This is a genomic window from Microcoleus sp. N9_B4 (assembly GCF_036701635.1).
Taxonomy (GTDB): domain Bacteria; phylum Cyanobacteriota; class Cyanobacteriia; order Cyanobacteriales; family Microcoleaceae; genus Microcoleus.
In genome coordinates, this window is sequence record NZ_JAUBRC010000034.1 from 17,098 (window position 1) to 35,527 (window position 18,430).

General features: G+C 43.0%; 12 protein-coding genes and 1 CRISPR repeat array. Of the genes, 1 reads left to right on the forward strand and 11 read right to left on the reverse strand.

Going from position 1 to position 18,430, the window contains the following annotated elements; genetic code table 11:
* Positions 1-73: 73 nt before the first annotated feature.
* The 10 genes from QUA43_RS30920 to QUA43_RS21305 form a co-directional block, all read right to left on the reverse strand.
* Complete coding sequence (locus QUA43_RS30920; RefSeq protein WP_445301990.1) at positions 74-238, reverse strand: transposase; 165 nt, start codon at positions 236-238, stop codon at positions 74-76.
* Between the two features lie 74 nt (positions 239-312).
* Positions 313-5,855: a CRISPR direct-repeat array (repeat unit 37 nt; unit sequence GTTTCAATCCCTGATAGGGTTTTAGGTTGTTTTCGGC).
* A gap of 254 nt (positions 5,856-6,109) precedes the next feature.
* Complete coding sequence (gene cas2, locus QUA43_RS21265) at positions 6,110-6,382, reverse strand: CRISPR-associated endonuclease Cas2 (protein WP_333376269.1); 273 nt, start codon at positions 6,380-6,382, stop codon at positions 6,110-6,112.
* Between the two features lie 15 nt (positions 6,383-6,397).
* Positions 6,398-7,402 (reverse strand): type I-D CRISPR-associated endonuclease Cas1d, encoded by a 1,005-nt coding sequence (cas1d, locus tag QUA43_RS21270; protein WP_333376270.1) that lies wholly within the window; start codon positions 7,400-7,402, stop codon positions 6,398-6,400.
* A gap of 22 nt (positions 7,403-7,424) precedes the next feature.
* On the reverse strand, positions 7,425-8,018 hold the full coding sequence (gene cas4, locus QUA43_RS21275; protein ID WP_333376271.1) for a CRISPR-associated protein Cas4: 594 nt from the start codon (positions 8,016-8,018) through the stop codon (positions 7,425-7,427).
* A 283-nt stretch (positions 8,019-8,301) separates the two neighbouring features.
* The gene (cas6, locus tag QUA43_RS21280) at positions 8,302-9,138 is read right to left on the reverse strand and encodes a CRISPR-associated endoribonuclease Cas6 (protein WP_333376272.1); all 837 of its coding nucleotides are present in this window, start codon (positions 9,136-9,138) and stop codon (positions 8,302-8,304) included.
* 43 nt (positions 9,139-9,181) lie between these two features.
* Complete coding sequence (gene cas3, locus QUA43_RS21285; RefSeq protein WP_333376273.1) at positions 9,182-11,929, reverse strand: CRISPR-associated helicase Cas3'; 2,748 nt, start codon at positions 11,927-11,929, stop codon at positions 9,182-9,184.
* Positions 11,930-11,933: 4 nt separating this feature from the next.
* Positions 11,934-12,746, reverse strand: coding sequence for a hypothetical protein (locus QUA43_RS21290; protein WP_333376274.1), 813 nt, complete (start codon positions 12,744-12,746; stop codon positions 11,934-11,936).
* Positions 12,747-12,749: 3 nt separating this feature from the next.
* Positions 12,750-13,736 carry a hypothetical protein gene (locus QUA43_RS21295; RefSeq protein ID WP_333376275.1) on the reverse strand — a complete coding sequence of 329 codons (987 nt, stop codon included), beginning with the start codon at positions 13,734-13,736 and terminating at the stop codon, positions 12,750-12,752.
* Between the two features lie 2 nt (positions 13,737-13,738).
* Positions 13,739-16,279, reverse strand: coding sequence for a hypothetical protein (locus QUA43_RS21300; protein ID WP_333376276.1), 2,541 nt, complete (start codon positions 16,277-16,279; stop codon positions 13,739-13,741).
* A gap of 130 nt (positions 16,280-16,409) precedes the next feature.
* Complete coding sequence (locus QUA43_RS21305) at positions 16,410-16,595, reverse strand: hypothetical protein (RefSeq protein WP_333185747.1); 186 nt, start codon at positions 16,593-16,595, stop codon at positions 16,410-16,412.
* A 479-nt stretch (positions 16,596-17,074) separates the two neighbouring features.
* On the opposite strand from QUA43_RS21305, the gene QUA43_RS21310 reads away from it, so the two are divergent.
* On the forward strand, positions 17,075-17,941 hold the full coding sequence (locus QUA43_RS21310) for a WYL domain-containing protein (protein WP_333376277.1): 867 nt from the start codon (positions 17,075-17,077) through the stop codon (positions 17,939-17,941).
* A 173-nt stretch (positions 17,942-18,114) separates the two neighbouring features.
* Here the strand turns inward: QUA43_RS21310 and QUA43_RS21315 are convergent, their stop codons facing one another.
* Positions 18,115-18,330 carry a hypothetical protein gene (locus tag QUA43_RS21315; RefSeq protein WP_172188518.1) on the reverse strand — a complete coding sequence of 72 codons (216 nt, stop codon included), beginning with the start codon at positions 18,328-18,330 and terminating at the stop codon, positions 18,115-18,117.
* Positions 18,331-18,430: the final 100 nt, after the last annotated feature.

Below are 18,430 nucleotides of genomic sequence, written 5' to 3' on the forward strand. Positions count from 1 at the left end.
ATAGCAACGGCCCGTGTTAGGATGCAAGGCGCAAGACATCCAAGGGTCGCCCAAATGTAAGCAATCAAACTCATCAAGCTGTGTACGAATTTGACTTTTTAGCCAAGACTCTTCTTTGTTCAATTTTGTTAAACTCTGGAGAGTATGGCGGTAAATATAATAGTCTACACCGGGCTGTTTGAATCAATTCCTGAATCCGACCACTTTTATGAAATGTGAGATGATCCATGACCACCACCTGTGCTGTGGCAAGTGTTGGAAGTAAACTTGTTGCTAGCCCAAGAGATGAGTAAGGAGATGGATAGCTGCGAGGTTTCAATCCCTGATAGGGTTTTAGGTTGTTTTCGGCTCTCTTACGGGATGATGTCCAACTTGTGCGGCCCTGTTTCAATCCCTGATAGGGTTTTAGGTTGTTTTCGGCCTAAATCTTGGCGAGCACGGTTGATGATGGGTGATTGGTTTCAATCCCTGATAGGGTTTTAGGTTGTTTTCGGCCCAATCATACGATCGGCGGTTTTTTAGTGTCTAGGTGGTTTCAATCCCTGATAGGGTTTTAGGTTGTTTTCGGCTTAAATCCTTTCTCGTTAAGCCAGCCTTGAAATTGTTTCAATCCCTGATAGGGTTTTAGGTTGTTTTCGGCAATCCCATCCATGCAAAAAGTGTCCGAAATTTCGGAGTTTCAATCCCTGATAGGGTTTTAGGTTGTTTTCGGCTGAAGGTTTACCAGAAATCTCGGCGAAATAGTCCACGTTTCAATCCCTGATAGGGTTTTAGGTTGTTTTCGGCCAAATATACCCGTTTGAAAATTATTTGCTGGATGGTAGTTTCAATCCCTGATAGGGTTTTAGGTTGTTTTCGGCATGGTGCCAATTTCTCAGCAACAGATTCAACCGCATTAGTTTCAATCCCTGATAGGGTTTTAGGTTGTTTTCGGCGACTCTGCTTGTAGTTGATTAAAATGCGTTTAGTTTTTGTTTCAATCCCTGATAGGGTTTTAGGTTGTTTTCGGCGGTTAATACAACTTTTTCACTTCTTCTGCAATCGTTTCAATCCCTGATAGGGTTTTAGGTTGTTTTCGGCGCTTTTAAAGAAAGCCATTTCCCTTCTCTATAAGTTTCAATCCCTGATAGGGTTTTAGGTTGTTTTCGGCTCATCTACCAAATTAATCAAAGTCACTTCTTGCTGAAGTTTCAATCCCTGATAGGGTTTTAGGTTGTTTTCGGCTGTCTCAAGATATCAAGGAGGATTTTTACCCTTTGTTTCAATCCCTGATAGGGTTTTAGGTTGTTTTCGGCCATTGCCTCAAAAGTTGGATTCTTACAGATAGTTAGGTTTCAATCCCTGATAGGGTTTTAGGTTGTTTTCGGCTTCCCTGGTGGTTGCCATCGCATTTGCGACCCTTCCCAGTTTCAATCCCTGATAGGGTTTTAGGTTGTTTTCGGCGTTGGCGGCAACTTTCTCATTAATTGCAAAATGTTTCAATCCCTGATAGGGTTTTAGGTTGTTTTCGGCGAGTGATTGCAGTGATTGCAGAGTGATAGCATACTCGTTTCAATCCCTGATAGGGTTTTAGGTTGTTTTCGGCTGTGTTCTAAAGTTAAGCGTACACGTAGCTGTGGTGGTTTCAATCCCTGATAGGGTTTTAGGTTGTTTTCGGCTAGTTCACCGGTGCATAATTTCAGGGAAGATCTGTTTCAATCCCTGATAGGGTTTTAGGTTGTTTTCGGCAGTAAGAAACTGTATACAAATGTTGACAGTGTGCCGAAGTTTCAATCCCTGATAGGGTTTTAGGTTGTTTTCGGCAATGACAGACCAAATTGACAATTACCAGCGCAAAATGGTTTCAATCCCTGATAGGGTTTTAGGTTGTTTTCGGCGTTGCACTAGAAGGTGGATTGCTATCATATCTCGTTTCAATCCCTGATAGGGTTTTAGGTTGTTTTCGGCCAAAGCGCGCTTTCTGTGCTTTTTTGTTTGGCGGTTTCAATCCCTGATAGGGTTTTAGGTTGTTTTCGGCGTCACGATGAAAGACGCTCTGTCTACGATCGTGGTTTCAATCCCTGATAGGGTTTTAGGTTGTTTTCGGCTTTCAACGTTCAGGGTGAATGTATTAAGAATATCCGTTTCAATCCCTGATAGGGTTTTAGGTTGTTTTCGGCGGGAAAAACCCTTTTTGCTTACTTTGAAGCCGGGGTTTCAATCCCTGATAGGGTTTTAGGTTGTTTTCGGCGCTTACAAGTCCAAGTGTGCAATTCGTGCTGAATCGTTTCAATCCCTGATAGGGTTTTAGGTTGTTTTCGGCTACCAGTGTCAGGATGGATGCTAGGAGGCAAAAGTTTCAATCCCTGATAGGGTTTTAGGTTGTTTTCGGCCGAGGCTCCAGCAGTGGAGTTGCCGAAAGCTCCGTTTCAATCCCTGATAGGGTTTTAGGTTGTTTTCGGCCCGTAGTAGCTGCGTAACGGGCACAAAAGCGATCGGTTATTGTAGTTTCAATCCCTGATAGGGTTTTAGGTTGTTTTCGGCTTGCTAGTTTCAGTAACAACAGGCTTAATTCTTTTGTTTCAATCCCTGATAGGGTTTTAGGTTGTTTTCGGCCTTTCCCTTACCTTATTGACCAAAATTACCTGCGTTTCAATCCCTGATAGGGTTTTAGGTTGTTTTCGGCGAGATTATGGCCAAAAACTTGCAGGCAGTCGATAAGTTTCAATCCCTGATAGGGTTTTAGGTTGTTTTCGGCTTGGCATCGTTATTTACTCCTGATTTGATGATTTAGTTTCAATCCCTGATAGGGTTTTAGGTTGTTTTCGGCTCGGAGTAGAGCCACTAGGAGCAGGGGGAGGAGTGTAGTTTCAATCCCTGATAGGGTTTTAGGTTGTTTTCGGCAATTTTAGCTCCAATTCTATCAATGTCTGCTTGAGTAATTGTTTCAATCCCTGATAGGGTTTTAGGTTGTTTTCGGCGATCGAGCCCGGATACCTCACCGGCCTTTACGATCTAGTTTCAATCCCTGATAGGGTTTTAGGTTGTTTTCGGCGCTCAACGCGATCGCCGTTCTGCACATTCCACACGTTTCAATCCCTGATAGGGTTTTAGGTTGTTTTCGGCATAATAAAAAGCGCTACACCGCGTTATATAGAATACGTTTCAATCCCTGATAGGGTTTTAGGTTGTTTTCGGCCGTTGGGGATGCAGATCCTACTGTAAAAGTCCCAGTTTCAATCCCTGATAGGGTTTTAGGTTGTTTTCGGCGAGTGCTTGATATAAATAGAGATGATTGCAAGTATTGTTTCAATCCCTGATAGGGTTTTAGGTTGTTTTCGGCGATACCGCCAAAAATTGACCGCGTACTTGGCACTTATCCGTTTCAATCCCTGATAGGGTTTTAGGTTGTTTTCGGCTCTAAACCTTCAGAAGGTGGTACATCTACCGCTGGAAGAAGTTTCAATCCCTGATAGGGTTTTAGGTTGTTTTCGGCAATAGCTTGACTAACTGCACCTTAAATTTCGATTTTGTTTCAATCCCTGATAGGGTTTTAGGTTGTTTTCGGCGTGCTACCGGGTTGACCGCCCTTGCTAGCGGTGGGTTTCAATCCCTGATAGGGTTTTAGGTTGTTTTCGGCTCGTCTGGTATCGAGAAGAGGTCAAAGAATATGAGTTTCAATCCCTGATAGGGTTTTAGGTTGTTTTCGGCTCACGGGGCAAACACTCAAGCGTTAAAAGCGCTAGGTTTCAATCCCTGATAGGGTTTTAGGTTGTTTTCGGCTTGGATGGAAAAGAGATTTACAAGCGTTTTATGTTTGGTTTCAATCCCTGATAGGGTTTTAGGTTGTTTTCGGCCTTTTTACGTACCTTCGATCGCCAACAAGTAGGGTTTCAATCCCTGATAGGGTTTTAGGTTGTTTTCGGCTCTACCTCAATTCAGCAATTACAGCAGCAATTGCAGTTTCAATCCCTGATAGGGTTTTAGGTTGTTTTCGGCGTTGCTGGCGCGGCGATCGGCAAACGCTGGCTGGTTGGTTTCAATCCCTGATAGGGTTTTAGGTTGTTTTCGGCACTGTTCGCGCATCCCACGTATCGGTAAGCATAGTTTCAATCCCTGATAGGGTTTTAGGTTGTTTTCGGCAAAAGTTAGCTACAATGACAACAAATCGGTCACAATTGTTTCAATCCCTGATAGGGTTTTAGGTTGTTTTCGGCCTTATGAATCACTTGATTTAATTTGTGTTTCTGAGTTTCAATCCCTGATAGGGTTTTAGGTTGTTTTCGGCTCGAAAAGTGCCAGCACCGCCGCCAGCATATCGGTTGTTTCAATCCCTGATAGGGTTTTAGGTTGTTTTCGGCATATCGTTCCAACTAAGCGTGAGTAATTTTCCAGTTTCAATCCCTGATAGGGTTTTAGGTTGTTTTCGGCGCGAGGTTGCAAAATTATTGGCGGTGGCATGAACGTTTCAATCCCTGATAGGGTTTTAGGTTGTTTTCGGCGCTCCAATGCCATTGACCGGATTGATTACTGGGTTTCAATCCCTGATAGGGTTTTAGGTTGTTTTCGGCATTAGCCAAGTTCGAGCCAACCCTCGCGAGCACGGTTTCAATCCCTGATAGGGTTTTAGGTTGTTTTCGGCATTCTCACGCGCTACACCTTGAATACCTCCTATCCGTTTCAATCCCTGATAGGGTTTTAGGTTGTTTTCGGCTTCAACAATTAATTTTTCAAGGCGCTCCATCTTTCGTTTCAATCCCTGATAGGGTTTTAGGTTGTTTTCGGCCGTTGCAACACCATGTCTAGGCAATCGGCTATATGTTTCAATCCCTGATAGGGTTTTAGGTTGTTTTCGGCACTCCAGATAATATTGATGGTTTGGATTTTATTTTTTTGTTTCAATCCCTGATAGGGTTTTAGGTTGTTTTCGGCATCATGTGATAAGATAGGCATAGCTTTTATAATTGGTTTCAATCCCTGATAGGGTTTTAGGTTGTTTTCGGCCGCCGCGGTAACGCTATGCGAGCCACCTATAAATGGGTTTCAATCCCTGATAGGGTTTTAGGTTGTTTTCGGCGCGAGCGCCAGCCATAGAGGTAATGGGGGATGTGCAAGTTTCAATCCCTGATAGGGTTTTAGGTTGTTTTCGGCTTAAGTATTTTAGATTGTAGAGGGTCGGATTGTAAGTTTCAATCCCTGATAGGGTTTTAGGTTGTTTTCGGCTTTCTATTCATGCCAATTAATCAGCCACCCCCTTCTGGTTTCAATCCCTGATAGGGTTTTAGGTTGTTTTCGGCGTCATCGGCATCCAAAACAAACTGCCAAGGGGCCCGTTTCAATCCCTGATAGGGTTTTAGGTTGTTTTCGGCAGTCTATTCAGCACGAATTGCACAGATGGATGTGCGTTTCAATCCCTGATAGGGTTTTAGGTTGTTTTCGGCCCCCACGGTGACTTTGAAGCTATGGATGACTTTGTTTCAATCCCTGATAGGGTTTTAGGTTGTTTTCGGCCTCTTTTGGACTTACCTCAAGAGCTTGCGTATTATGGTTTCAATCCCTGATAGGGTTTTAGGTTGTTTTCGGCGTTTTCTGTTGGTTTGTCGGGGTAATCGCGGTTGTTTCAATCCCTGATAGGGTTTTAGGTTGTTTTCGGCCTAAAACCATTTTCTCAAATTCCGCTTCCGTGCTATTGTTTCAATCCCTGATAGGGTTTTAGGTTGTTTTCGGCTCGAATCTCAGCCCGTTGGTCTTGAATTTCGAGATCAGTTTCAATCCCTGATAGGGTTTTAGGTTGTTTTCGGCTTAGTCGTTCGATTCTCAGTAACTCTTGCCTTTGCTGGTTTCAATCCCTGATAGGGTTTTAGGTTGTTTTCGGCCGCCGGGGCCTGGGAGGTTTGAAATATAAGGTTTTCAAGGTTCAGTTGCGTCTGACTGCAATCAATATACCGTTTGGGCGATCGCCCTGTCAAGAGGGCAAAATTCAAATAGACCTCAAACTCTCTCCCAGTAAAGCTTTCAGCATTTGCGTCTGACCCGCATGAGGTACAAACCACTGCAAACCAAGTCCTGGTAAAGCTCTCAGCCATTAAAATTCACCCCCTCCGTTCAACACCTACAGCCAGACGCAAAATCACACCATAAAAATCGTAGTATCCAGCGGTGCCCGGCCGCCAATCCGCTCGATCTTGCCCTGACAGCAAGCACACAAATAGTGAAACATGATGCTGTCTTCTTCCGACTTAATCACCTTACTCAGACGTTGGCGCATCCGGGCATACTGAGTATCCGTCAGCTCGCAATGAAACACCGAATACTGCTTCCATTCCCCATAAGACTTGAGAATCTGGTGAATCTTAGTGCGGCGCTTGTCCTCTGATATATCGTAGCAAACCAAAACAAACATAACTTAATTACCTCCCTATTTCAGAATCAAAGGCGGATACTTATCAACTTCACCCATCAAATACTTAGCCATCAACCGCCCTTGAATTTCAAAAGCTTCTTGATAAGTACACAACTTTCCCATCACTGGATGCTTGAACTTTGACTGTTTCTTTTGTTCGTAAAGTCGCAAAAAGTTGTGCAGCGCTTCTTTTGTTAAAGAAACCGCCCCGCTCAACGGTTCTGCCGTAAAATCATTAGGCGAAACTTTCTGCAAATTAATCGCCGTCAACACTACAGCATCAACAACCAAAGGTCGAAATTCTTCCATCAAATCCAGCGCTAAGGAAGGACGGCCATAGCGCTCAAAATGCAAATATCCCAAATACGGATCGAATCCCACAATATTCACTGCACTTTGAACATCGTGCCGCAGCAGAGAATATCCCAAACTTAACAGAGAATTTACCGGATCAGTAGGCGGACGGCGGCGGCGAACTTCAAAGCTAAATTCCGGCACCCGAATCAGTTGATTGAAGCAGCCAAAATAAGTCGCACTACCCGCCCCCTCCAATCCTCGCAGAGAATTAATACTGGAAGTTTTATCGATTGACGCAATTACTTGTTTCAATTGTGCGATCGGCTTTTCAAAATCCTGGGGAGAATATTTGCGCTGACATTCTAACAAAGTATTGCGGTAATTCTTGAGTTTTCCCCGTACAAATCCCCTGACTAAATGCACGGCTTGTTCCGATTCCCCAGCCGCTTGCCACTGAGCTTTTCGCACAAAGATATTTTTCGTCATTTCCGGTTCCAACCTCCCCAAATAACGTCCGTTTAAAGTCAAAAAACTCAAAGGAATGTGACGTTCCAACAGTTCCACAACCACAGCCGGCGAAACTGTAGCGCGTCCCAATGCAACAACACCATCAATCTTAATTAATGGCACGTCCAACAGATTTTTTTTATCAGCTTTAACTGTCAGACGTTCATCCACTTTGCCGATAAAAGCATCTTCTTGAGTAATGTAAACTGTTCCCATTGTGAATTCTCCTATTTGCAGGTTAACTTGCTTCTTGATAACGGTTGACTTTGGCCGCAGCTTGGGGCAGACATTGGGGAAAAAGACTGCATCCCGTACACCGAGCGGTGTAAACTGGTAAAGGGATATTTCCCGATCGCCAAAGAGCACCGACTTTTTCAATAGTGGCGATCGCATCCTGTCTCAAACCCTCAGAAATCTCGACTAATTGCCGCTGATGCGACTGCGCGTAATACACATATCCAGTCGCAATAGTTTTCCCCGTCATCTCCTCTAAACAAAGCGCTTGGGCGCAAACTTGCAACTCGTCGTTATCCCATTCCCCCTTCCGTCCCCGCTTATATTCCACGGGATAAATCTCACCCTCAGCCGACTCAATCAAATCGGATTTACCAATAAGTTTATACTTCTCAGACTTCAGCCAAATCGCCCGAACCTGCCAAGTTTCATCGCGATTAATTTCGCCCATCGTGTGAACGCGATCGTGCAAACTTGTCCCTTCTATGGTATACTGATTATCGGTGAATTCTCCCGCACAAGACATTCGCCAGCAGCGGTGAGGACAGTAAGAATACTGGTTGAGAGTTGCGATCGAAATGTAATCAAAATCGTTCATAATTTTGATGGTTTGTAATAGATTGGTAATTGGAATTAATTAGTGATGCCCCAGTCCGCCAGGGGTTGAAACCCCTGTCTTATAGCTAAAGTCGGTTGAAACCGACTGAAGAAGTAATTTAATCATTGATGAGATTTGGAGCTTGTCGGTAACAGTAAGCGCAAAGGTTGAAACCGACTGAAGAAGTAATTTAATCATTCATACTTGCAGTCCTCTTTAGAGGACTTTCGCTTTGAGGCAGGGGTTTCAACGCTTGCCGGACTATGGGTTTTACGTTGAGTTATCAAGAACTCTTATTAACAACAATCCGCCGAGTCATTCCCATCCCCATCGGAGTTTTCCTCCCCACCCCGCAGTAAACAGCAAAATCAGCCAAAGCATTAATTTGCTTAATCACTAAAGGCTCCACATCTCCCAAAATCCGATAACTAACCTCCCCAACCATGCCGACAAAATCGCTTTGATAGTTAGTCAATCTTTCACTTTTGATATTGACAAATGTCGAAAAAAGTGCATCGAATGACTGATCGGGAATTGCGATCGGGCTGTACTTATTCCACCGACTGAGGAGACTATTAAAAACGCAATCTCTAGTAGGAATCACCGAATCGAATTTGCCCTGTCGAAAGGTAGTAGGAGTCGCAAAACTGAAGGCAATTAAGCGATTAGTTTCCGAAGCGCGATCGTACAATTTAGAGTAATCGCAAGCATTAGCCCAAGGCTGATCTACTTGGGGCGTTCCCAGAATCTTAGTAATCATCAAATCGGCGGGCCCGAGATGCCACGGCTTCGACGGATTGAGGTTCAGCCAAAGATTAGTTAATTGACCGAATAAAGTGTCATCAAGCAGAGTAATCCGCCACCAACAGAGGGTATGTTCTGGAATCGGTTCTGTGTGTTCCCATTGCAGGAAATGGTGTTTTTTGAAAGGGCATTTTTTAGTTTGCAAAGGGCTGAGAGTGAAGGATTTTTGGGCGGCGGCATCGTGGAGGCGATCGCCGAGTTTTTTGTCAACGGAGCTCACGAGGGTGAGGAAGAGGGCGTGCAGGTGTCTACCGGTGAGGTATCCGGGGGGAATCGGGGCCAGGGGAAGGATGTTTAGGACTAGGCTGTGTGGCATATTTGGTTAATGGTTGGTTGTGTTGATTAGGGTGCGATCGCTGTTAAGTCGTCTCCTCTAATGCCTTGGTGTATGTAATAATTACTGATTTTTTCTGACCCGTGTTGCCATACTGATATAATAATTTTTCATCAAACCCATTTGTTCTCAGCTTGATGAAAACTCCTGGCAGTTCTACAAAACCTAGTTCTGGGTTATAGGAATATTCGGGATTGGCATCTGGCATAAATGCACCATCATTGGTTTGATTTATTTTGATGACAATTTCTTTTTGATAGGCAAAGCCCCAGCGTAAACCGCGCATTTCCCAGGATGTATTTTCTTGGTCATAGTAGCGTTCGCAAACATGAGTATTGGCATACTGATTGATATTGTTTTTTTTGATGGTTAAACGGTCAATTGGCACTGTCACTTGAGGCATATTTTCAATTTGGTCGCCATGAGTTCCATCGTCATAAACTAATGTTGCGGATGGTGTCCAACTCCGAGTAACGACTAGCCCTTTTTCGTGAGCAGGTTGACAAGTTAAGTCAGCACTGTAAACATAGTCATGGAGCATTGAGAAGAGTTCGACTACTCGGTAGTCATCAACTTGTTGCGATCGCGTGATATGTTCGGCAATTTTATGGCTGTCAAAGCTTTCTAATTGCTGAAGAGTTTCTTGATAGTCTTGCCATTCAGCTTCCTCCAAAGTTTGAGCATAAAAAGGGATACGACTGCCCTCAATTTTACCCAGAACAATTACCTTAGCATCAGGAAAATTGCCTTTCCGATTACAGCGCCCTGCTCTTTGAATTAAGTTTTCAGGTGGGCAAATTTCGGAAATAAGAACCTCACTATTCAAGTCACATCCAACTTCAATTGCGCTGGTGGTAATGAGAATATAAGGTTGAGCCTTATCATCTCGTTGTTTGAGTTGGGTATAGACCTCTTGCCTGACTCGATGGTCTAGACGACCGTGGTAAAGGTATAGTTGTTTATATTCTGTATTTTCAGTCAGTTTCAACTTATCTGAAAGTTGCCCATAAATAGCAACGGCATCTCTAACAGTTTGAACCACGGTAATAATTCTGCAATTCGATTTAGATTGCCATTCTTTAGTTACCGTTTCAGAAATCCGTTTTTGAAAAGGTTCAGGATTTTCAGAGTGGCGCTCGATGTCGTTAATCCATTCAAAACTTCTTCGATTGAGATAAGGCTGTTGTAAGTGTTGTTTCTGGAAATTAATCAACTGTTCAGCTTTGACCGAATCATCGGCAGTACCGATATAATCGATCGTTTCTAAATAATCAAAGCGATAGATGTATTCCTGTGGCATTGTAGCAGTCATTAACACGAGCGATCGTCCAGCTTCATAAAGTGACTTTACTAAACTTTGAAAATTGGTAAATGCTATCTCATCGTAACTGTGAGCCTCATCAAAACAGATGAGAGTTTTTTCATCGCCAGTTTTGTCCCGGTGAATCCTCAAGGGAAATACAAAAGACTTTTGCTTGTCCCCAAAGGCAAAATAGCGGTAGAGAAATTTGTCCAAGGTCGTTAAAATGACATCTGCCTTGTACAGATGCCGTCTGGGATTGTAAGTTCTCGGTTTAGGTTCCTCTTTTCCATTGCGATAAACCCAGCGTTGCATTTGAGAACCCGTATCGATGACTAAAGAGATTTCACGGTCTGGATTCAGCTCAGAAAAACGTTTTAAATACTTTTCTATTCGCTGTTTTTGGTCTTCTATTAAACTTCTAGCAGGTAGTGGCAAAATTAAACGACTATTTTTTGATAATGCCGGAAATAAAATCGCTTCAAACTTTCCAGAACCCGTAGGAGATTTGAGCAAAAAAGCTGGGTTTTCTGTCTGTTCAATTACCTCAAAAATCATTTTTTGCATAGGGTTAGGTGCAAAGCCAGCTAACTGCTGATACCAAAACTCACAATCTCGATTTTGAAACTGCTTGTTTGACGGATAAGGTTTGAGCGTAACTTTTCGAGGTTCTGCTTTTTCTGGCTGACCTTGCTGCTTTTGCCACCATTGTTTAGCAATTGCGTCTAACTTTTTCCCTAAGTCAACATCTCGATTTTCTGTCCGACATTTTTTCAAATCAGCCTTGTCATCCTCAGAAAGACAAAACAACCAATAGTCAAAAGTTAATTCAATTTGGTCTGTCGAGAAAATCCAAGGGTCAACTCGATAAACATTTTGCTCGGAATCATCCTTAGCAATGGTATAATCCATGAAAGTGCGCGACTCGGCTTGCTCGTCATCTCCAATTACCCGACAAGCTAACTCAGCTTCAATTTGATCGCACATTTCTAAAATGTAAAGTTCTCGTGCATAAGCTAAGGGATCTTTAGCAAGAATGCTCTGGTACTCTGGATATTTATTTAACACATAAGCATCACGGCTAATATCTTTTACTGAAAAATCGTGATGTCCTTGAGCAAGTTTTTCCACCCAAAGATTATCCTTGCATTCGGCTAGAAATCGATGCCCTCTAAATGAGTAGATGTATTTTTTAAACTTGTGTTGGGAGTCAGTCTCAACTTGGAGAGCGAATTTCTGGGGTTTACCAATATCGTGAATGTTGGCTGCTTTTATTACTCGCTTGAATGAGGATTCGTAATGGTCAGGAAAATCACTAGGTTGCCATTTTTTTACCAGTTTTCCTACATTGCTAACATGATTGCCCAGAGGCTGAAAACGGATTTCATTGGGAATAGCCGGATTGGGATTGGGTTTACTAGGAAAAAAGACACGACCAAAATTATAGGGAGGCTGACGTTCTGACTTAGCCATAAACTTAATCTCTTAGCAGGTTGATAAGGGAAACGGGGATATAAATTTCTCCGTCGGTGTAGCAATCAAGAGTAGGTGGAGAGTTAAAAGCTTGCGGGTAGTAAGCGACAACAAAAGGAATAAATCCATCTACAAGAGTGCGATTTTGGTCTAAAAATCCCTCTGTTTCTGAATCAATTTCAGAACCAGCAGACCAGTTGTAACGGTACAAGTTGTAAATATCGCAACCTCCAACAAACTGAGAACTCTGTAACATTGCTTCCATCGGGACAATTGTTGATGGATAAGCTGTAACTGTTTCGCGCTTTAACTCAATGGGTGTAAAAACTTCTGTGACAACGGCAAAGCCTTCTTTACCAAGTTTGCAGCCGTAGGTTTCTAGGTCTTGGAAATGTTCTAAACCTTGTAAAGATTCGCTGACGACATAACCCGTTAGTTCTTCAACAATTAAATATTCCCAAGTGTGGAGTTGAAAGTTAGCTTTGTCTTTTTCCACATACAATCGGGAAAATACATCGTGATTAAATTCTCGCATTCCTTTGCGGTAAGTTTTATGCACTCCTCGCCAACTGTTTAAGCTAGGATAAGCTCCTAGCGCTACATAATGACGGGGTAAAGCATAAAATGGCGGGTCATCTTTGTTGATTCGAGTTTCAGGAATTTCTAACCCGACACTGAGCATTCCTAACCTTCGCAAGAAACCTGATAGAGTTGTCGGCGGTACAAAAGGATAGGTAGCAATATTGAGAATTGACCCCGGCAGAATGCGGAATGTCATTGCTGCCGTAGGTGTGATGGTAAGTTTTATGCAATACATAGATCACGCCTGTAAAACAGTTTCAACGAAGTTCGCGGCGTATTCTTGTAATTTCTCTAATGCTGCATTTCCAATCCAGCGATCGAAGTGAGTTGCTTGGATGCGATCGGTGTTATCTTCTGGAGTTCTGGCTAGTTGAAGAAATTTATAGATTGCCTCTCCGGCATGAGTTTCTGAAGGGGAAATAATTGGACGTTTGCCTCTGGGAGAAAGATAGCGATCTAAGACTAATAATGGCATAGAAACATTAAAATTAATTTCTTCACCATTAGCCCGAATAATTTTCTCCCCATTTTCAGCGATCGCAATTCCCTTGGGATTTCCTGAACCAATGCGTGGTAAGGAATCCAGAAAAGCATAGGCAACAGAGGAAAAATCTTTATCAGTAACACTCAACGCATGGTTAGAAACTGGATAGAGGATACCGGGCTGATTGTACTGACGCTTAAATGGTATCGGCGTTTCATCTTTTTGATTTACTAGACGTGCCGGGTGCATTGCCCGTTGCTTCTCTACTGGGTAAATATCTTGAACAGCAACACCGCCACCGTGAGTAACGCGACCAATTAAAGTGCTTTTTCCTGGGTCAAGAGCACCATAGGGAGCGCAAATAGGACAGTCAGGTTTAGCACAAGTTTTGGGAATGCCACACTGTTGTTTATCTCCTAGCAGTTCCCCACTTTTCACAGGTGCCCAAAGCAAGCAACGTCTCTCAACGCCCCGCCGTTTCGTTGGAGAGATATAACATTTTTCGATGGATTTCCCCTCCTTAGTAGTGAGCTTAACTATTTCCACCAAGTTGACATTGACTTGTACTTCATGCCCAAAATAAAGCTCCTGTGAACCTTCAAGAATGGCATAAATATCAAAGTGCATACGAGGGTTCTTTTCATCTGTTCTGGGTAATCCACTGGTTACTTTGGATTCCTTAGCCGTCTCAGAACCATTTTCAGTTTGATCATTAGTTGTTTGAGATTTTTTAGGAGCCATGATTAGTTTTTATCCGTGGTAGATTTTACTTTGCGAACCAATTCAGGAAAACGAGTGTAGAGAGAAAGTTTTAAGTTATAAGTTAACTCATTCCACTCTCGGTCTTGACTGTAGCCATTTTCAGCAAAGTAGGTATAAGCTCTCATCACATCATCAGCGTAGAGCGTTAGCCACATTTGCTGTTTTTCGGCATCTTTTTCTTCTCTGTTGGTAATTTTTAATTCTTCCAACAAATTCTTTGTTTGTTCATAAACAAAGTAGTTTTCAGGGTTGCAATAAAGTCTTGCTTGGACATTTGTTTTTTTCTCATCCCCAAGGGTGGCGTAGTAGCAAAAAGCAACGGCATCATCCACTTTTTCAATGATTTTACTTACTTCTCTTTCTGCATCTTCTGTTTTCATTGCCTTTTTAGCTGTACTTTCTAAAGATTGAGCAAAGGCATAGGTTAATCCAGTCAAAGCAGTGACATCCTTGTATAATTTGGCTCGTTTAGCCATTTGGTTTGATGACCCCATATTTACTCCTTGTAATTTCAAGTCTTCTTGAATGATTTGCCAGTAGAGTTGGCGGACTTTCTCAAGTTGCAAAGAGTTGACTTTAGCAGCAGCCTTCGTCACATCGTATTCAGCAAGAAAGGGTAAATCTTCCTCTATATAGCGAACAGCATCGCCTAGAGTCATATTAATTTCCTTGCCAGTAATTACAATTGATTGGTTGTAGCCGTCGATCAATCCCTTTATGAAAACTAGATATCTGCTGGCTAAGTGTTTTGGCTGACTTCCCTGAATAATTAGGGAGAATTTAAAATCAGCTAAAACCTCAAGGGCAAAAATTGAAGCTACTTTTGCTAGTGCATATTGAACTTGACCGAGTTTCTGGGATGCTAAATCACCCCCACCAGTTCGATCTGAGGCTAGGACTAAATATCGACCTGCACTTAAATGTAACTCTTTATTGGTTAACATTCTAATGTAGTCTTTAACTCTGAGTTTAGCAGGTTCACTTTGATTGACTGGTTCAAGTTTCAAAATGATGCTTTCATCAGTAAGTTTTAAGGGTGAAGCAAATGCTAAAGCTGAACAGGAAGCACAAATATAAGGTCGATCTTCGCTTGATGACGATTGACGACGCTGGGAAGGTCGCTCAAACATAAATCTGGCTACTTTCCATTTAGCATTTTCAAGAGTAACGCCGCAGGAATAGCAAAAATCTTTCCCGTCATCTCCAGCCGATCGCACTTCCTTGAGACTTGGCTTTTCATTCAGCAATGGTTTCGGTAATGGATCGCTTGGCGGATTTTCCAACAGGCGATACATCTCTAGAATACACTGAGTAAAAATATCTCCACGAGTTGCATTGATCTGGTCTGTAGCAGTTTTAGTGAAACTTTTAGAAATGTTAATAATGTCTTTGAACCGAGCGGGATTTTGTTGGCGATCGCACTGAATAAACTTAAATGGTTCACCATCTGACTCTGCGAGCAATCGATTTTTTTGCTGAACAGACTCTTGAGTAAAAATAATTTGAGGCAGTAGCTTGTCTTGCTGTTTGTGTAACTTATTCCTCTGTGCTTTCGTTAACCCTGAGTCGGTCAATTCACTTTTAATTTGATTTAGCTCTTGCCCTATAGACTGTTGCTCCTCCAGAAATTTACCAAATGACTTTTGAAAAGCTTCGTTGTACTTTTTCGCTTCCTTTAACTGCATCTCCTCCTTTTCTAGCAACTTTTTTTCTGAATATTTGCGGTCTTTATCAGTTGTATCAGGATTATCTATTTCTGTTTTGAGCTCTTTAATTTTCTTCTGACGCTCTGTTTGACGCTTTTCTACCTCCCTAACAACTGCAAAATACCAAGCAGCTAAAACATTAGATTGCTCTTGTGTCAAAATCGGAATTTCCAAGGTGCTGAAACCGCGTCCCGCTAGAGTGACACTATTGAGCATGACAATGAATGTTTGTACTAATCCTGGTAAATTGTGCTTGGTATCGCCATAAGTTGAGAAAGCAATATTTTCCATGAACTCTCGCCAATATTGACTAAAGTGTGCTGGCTCTTTTCGATGGGGAATAAAAACCTGTACGTGATAGTCACTTTCATGGAGTACCACTATTTGATATTGCTTCTGCAAATATTCTAAAAATCTATCTATGGCGCTTTCAATAGATAATTTTGCCTGTAACTCTCCTGGTAATGGCGATTTGTACAAAATCTGAGTTTTGCCAATATCTTGATTTTGATAGAAAACGCGATCGCCTGTGAAAGTTAGTTTGGGTAGCTGAGTTTTTTCTTGACTGCGCCTGAGTCTGAGTTTTCTAACTAGACTAGAGTCGCTGAAAGAATGTGCGATCGCTACCGCCACTGACTGATTTGCTAATTTAGTAATTACTTCTGACCGTTGACGGTCAGAAATAACTTTAGCAGCTAAGGCACTTAAAAGAATGCTGATGTCAGAGTTAGTAATCTCATCCATAGCATCTTGATTTGAGACTTTTTGAGGCTGTTCGCCCCAATCATCGAACAAAGAGAGTTGCTTTCCAATCATCAATCTGCCTCCTCTTCCTCAATAGATTGGTACTTCACATTTTTGAAAAAGGTATCTCAGATGGGGGTAGGCTAAAAATCTACTCCCATCTTCGCTGCCAACATCAAAAAATTTTGAACGCTGACGGTTATTAGTGCCTTGAGCTCAAGTCAGCGCAGTCGGCGTATGAGATTACCTCACCTTCCTCGCTTTCGACAGTTTCCCGCCCCAAGTCCCGAAGCAACCTGTCAATCCGTGCGATTTCGCGTTCGTGCAACTCTCGCAGTTCCCTGTATACGGCAACTTTGTAGTCAATAACTTCAATTGAGTAAGTCATACTGGATTTCCTCCAATAGGTTTACACCGAACGAGCCATGCTAGTGCTAGCCTAATAGGTGCGAAGCTACATAGCGAGACTGCACGACTCTCGTGCGGTTTTGCTAACGATAGCATTTTTTAACTGTCTGTGTCCTATAGTGTTTAGGGCAATAGGCTTGACAGGTAGGTTTTTGAAATATATGCTTGAGAAGCCCTAAAACTGACTCCCTATCAGGGATTGAAACTGTGTAAACCGTGTGCTTAGGGCTATAACACAACTTCATAAATCCCTATCAGGGGTCGCTAGCCAGAGTTCTGCTCTGGCTTTTTTAGTGCCTTCCCCGATCGCTCCACCATCACCAGCAGTGAGTTGTTCTAAAGACACCGAATTCTCAGTCTCAGGAACTTCTATCTCGATCGCCAGCCTGCAATCTCCGTCAACTCAAGTACAATATAGACTATGGCACATATATTGCAAAAATACAAGTATATTTAAAAATGTCTAGGAAAAAAGAAACACTTACACTGTCAGTGCCGCCGGGAACCAAGGAGCAGCTAGAGGAGCTAGCTCGCCGCTTGAACATTTTCTGGGGCAAAAGTCCCAGTCCTTCGGGGTTGATCGTAGCGATCGCCCAACAAACCCCGGAAGTCCGCAAACTCTTTACCCTGAACCCGACTCAGGTGGAAGCGCTACTGCAAGCCACTAAAATCCTGACAGATTCAGGTCACGCCGGACAAGCTCAAACCCTTTTAAGTCTGGTGTTAGACCAAGGAGAGCTTGAAGCGCCGATGCGCCAATCGCTTTGGCAATTAGCTAATCAGCCTAGCGTGGCATGGCGAACTCAAGTCGATCGACACATCAATAACCAGCAACCTTTCCGCCTGCTCTACCTGAACGCTCAAGACGAGGAACTGGAGTTTACAGTGCGCTACGCGGAGATTTCCTTTGAAGAAAAGCGCTTTTACTTGGAAATCTGGTGCGAAGAGACTAACGATCTCAAAAATCCCGACTATCCCGAACTTGTTCACAATCGGTGTTTGCGGTTCGATCGGATCAAGGCTATTGAGCCAATGGACGGACTGTGGCGCGAGGAAGGCTTAGATTTTTTAAAAGTGTACTTACACTTTTATCGTGGCATGGTAAAAGCTTACGAACCCAGGCAAAAAGATATCAGTGAGGAAGATCAAGTCATCGGAGATGTCCGCCAAGTCGTGCGGCGCGTCTCTAATCCCTTTTGGCTGATTCGGGAGGTATTCCGTTACGGCGAAGATTGCGTCATTGTGTCTCCAGACAGTGTGCGCGATCGCTTCCAACAAAAACTGATCGACCTCTGCCGCCAGTACAACCTCGAAATCCGCGATTAGATCAAAAAAAAGCAGCCGGTAAAGGCTGCTTTGACAAATAAACCGTTGTTGAGTTAGAGGAGAAAACTTTAAATCGAATTCAAATTACCGCTGTTTCCACTCCTGCCTGAGTTTCCACTATTTTTATCTACCGCTGACTCACCTTGCCTTCAGAACAAAACTTCAAATCCCGATTAGAATGCTGCTGAAAGTTCGTTGACTACTTGGACTCGGCCTCTGAGCACCGCGCGCAGCAAGCGGTTGACACAGCCTCTGTCTTCGTCATTCAGAGAGTCGTCGAAGGTGGCGGCCATCAAACCGTAGCGATCCGCCAGAGTCAAAACGCCTGTATCGGTTACAGAAGCGAGGATTTCAGAGATAGCGCCGGGGAGAAGTTGTACGGGGTGCATGGCAGTGCGGTTGAATTCGATATATTTATCATCTTCTGGTTTCCTCAAAAGCTCAGTGATATTAATGAGGCCGCGAAGGTGATTGTCAGGGGTGAAAGCA

Excerpts from the sequence above, each read along its gene's own strand:
- cas6 (WP_333376272.1), bottom strand. The coding sequence starts at position 9,138 with ATGCCACACAGCCTAGTCCTAAACATCCTTCCCCTGGCCCCGATTCCC.
- QUA43_RS21300 (WP_333376276.1), bottom strand. The coding sequence starts at position 16,279 with ATGATTGGAAAGCAACTCTCTTTGTTCGATGATTGGGGCGAACAGCCT.
- cas4 (WP_333376271.1), bottom strand. The coding sequence starts at position 8,018 with ATGAACGATTTTGATTACATTTCGATCGCAACTCTCAACCAGTATTCT.
- cas2 (WP_333376269.1), bottom strand. The coding sequence starts at position 6,382 with ATGTTTGTTTTGGTTTGCTACGATATATCAGAGGACAAGCGCCGCACT.
- cas1d (WP_333376270.1), bottom strand. The coding sequence starts at position 7,402 with ATGGGAACAGTTTACATTACTCAAGAAGATGCTTTTATCGGCAAAGTG.
- QUA43_RS21295 (WP_333376275.1), bottom strand. The coding sequence starts at position 13,736 with ATGGCTCCTAAAAAATCTCAAACAACTAATGATCAAACTGAAAATGGT.
- QUA43_RS21305 (WP_333185747.1), bottom strand. The coding sequence starts at position 16,595 with ATGACTTACTCAATTGAAGTTATTGACTACAAAGTTGCCGTATACAGG.
- QUA43_RS21290 (WP_333376274.1), bottom strand. The coding sequence starts at position 12,746 with ATGTATTGCATAAAACTTACCATCACACCTACGGCAGCAATGACATTC.
- QUA43_RS21310 (WP_333376277.1), top strand. The coding sequence starts at position 17,075 with ATGTCTAGGAAAAAAGAAACACTTACACTGTCAGTGCCGCCGGGAACC.
- QUA43_RS21315 (WP_172188518.1), bottom strand. The coding sequence starts at position 18,330 with ATGCACCCCGTACAACTTCTCCCCGGCGCTATCTCTGAAATCCTCGCT.
- cas3 (WP_333376273.1), bottom strand. The coding sequence starts at position 11,929 with ATGGCTAAGTCAGAACGTCAGCCTCCCTATAATTTTGGTCGTGTCTTT.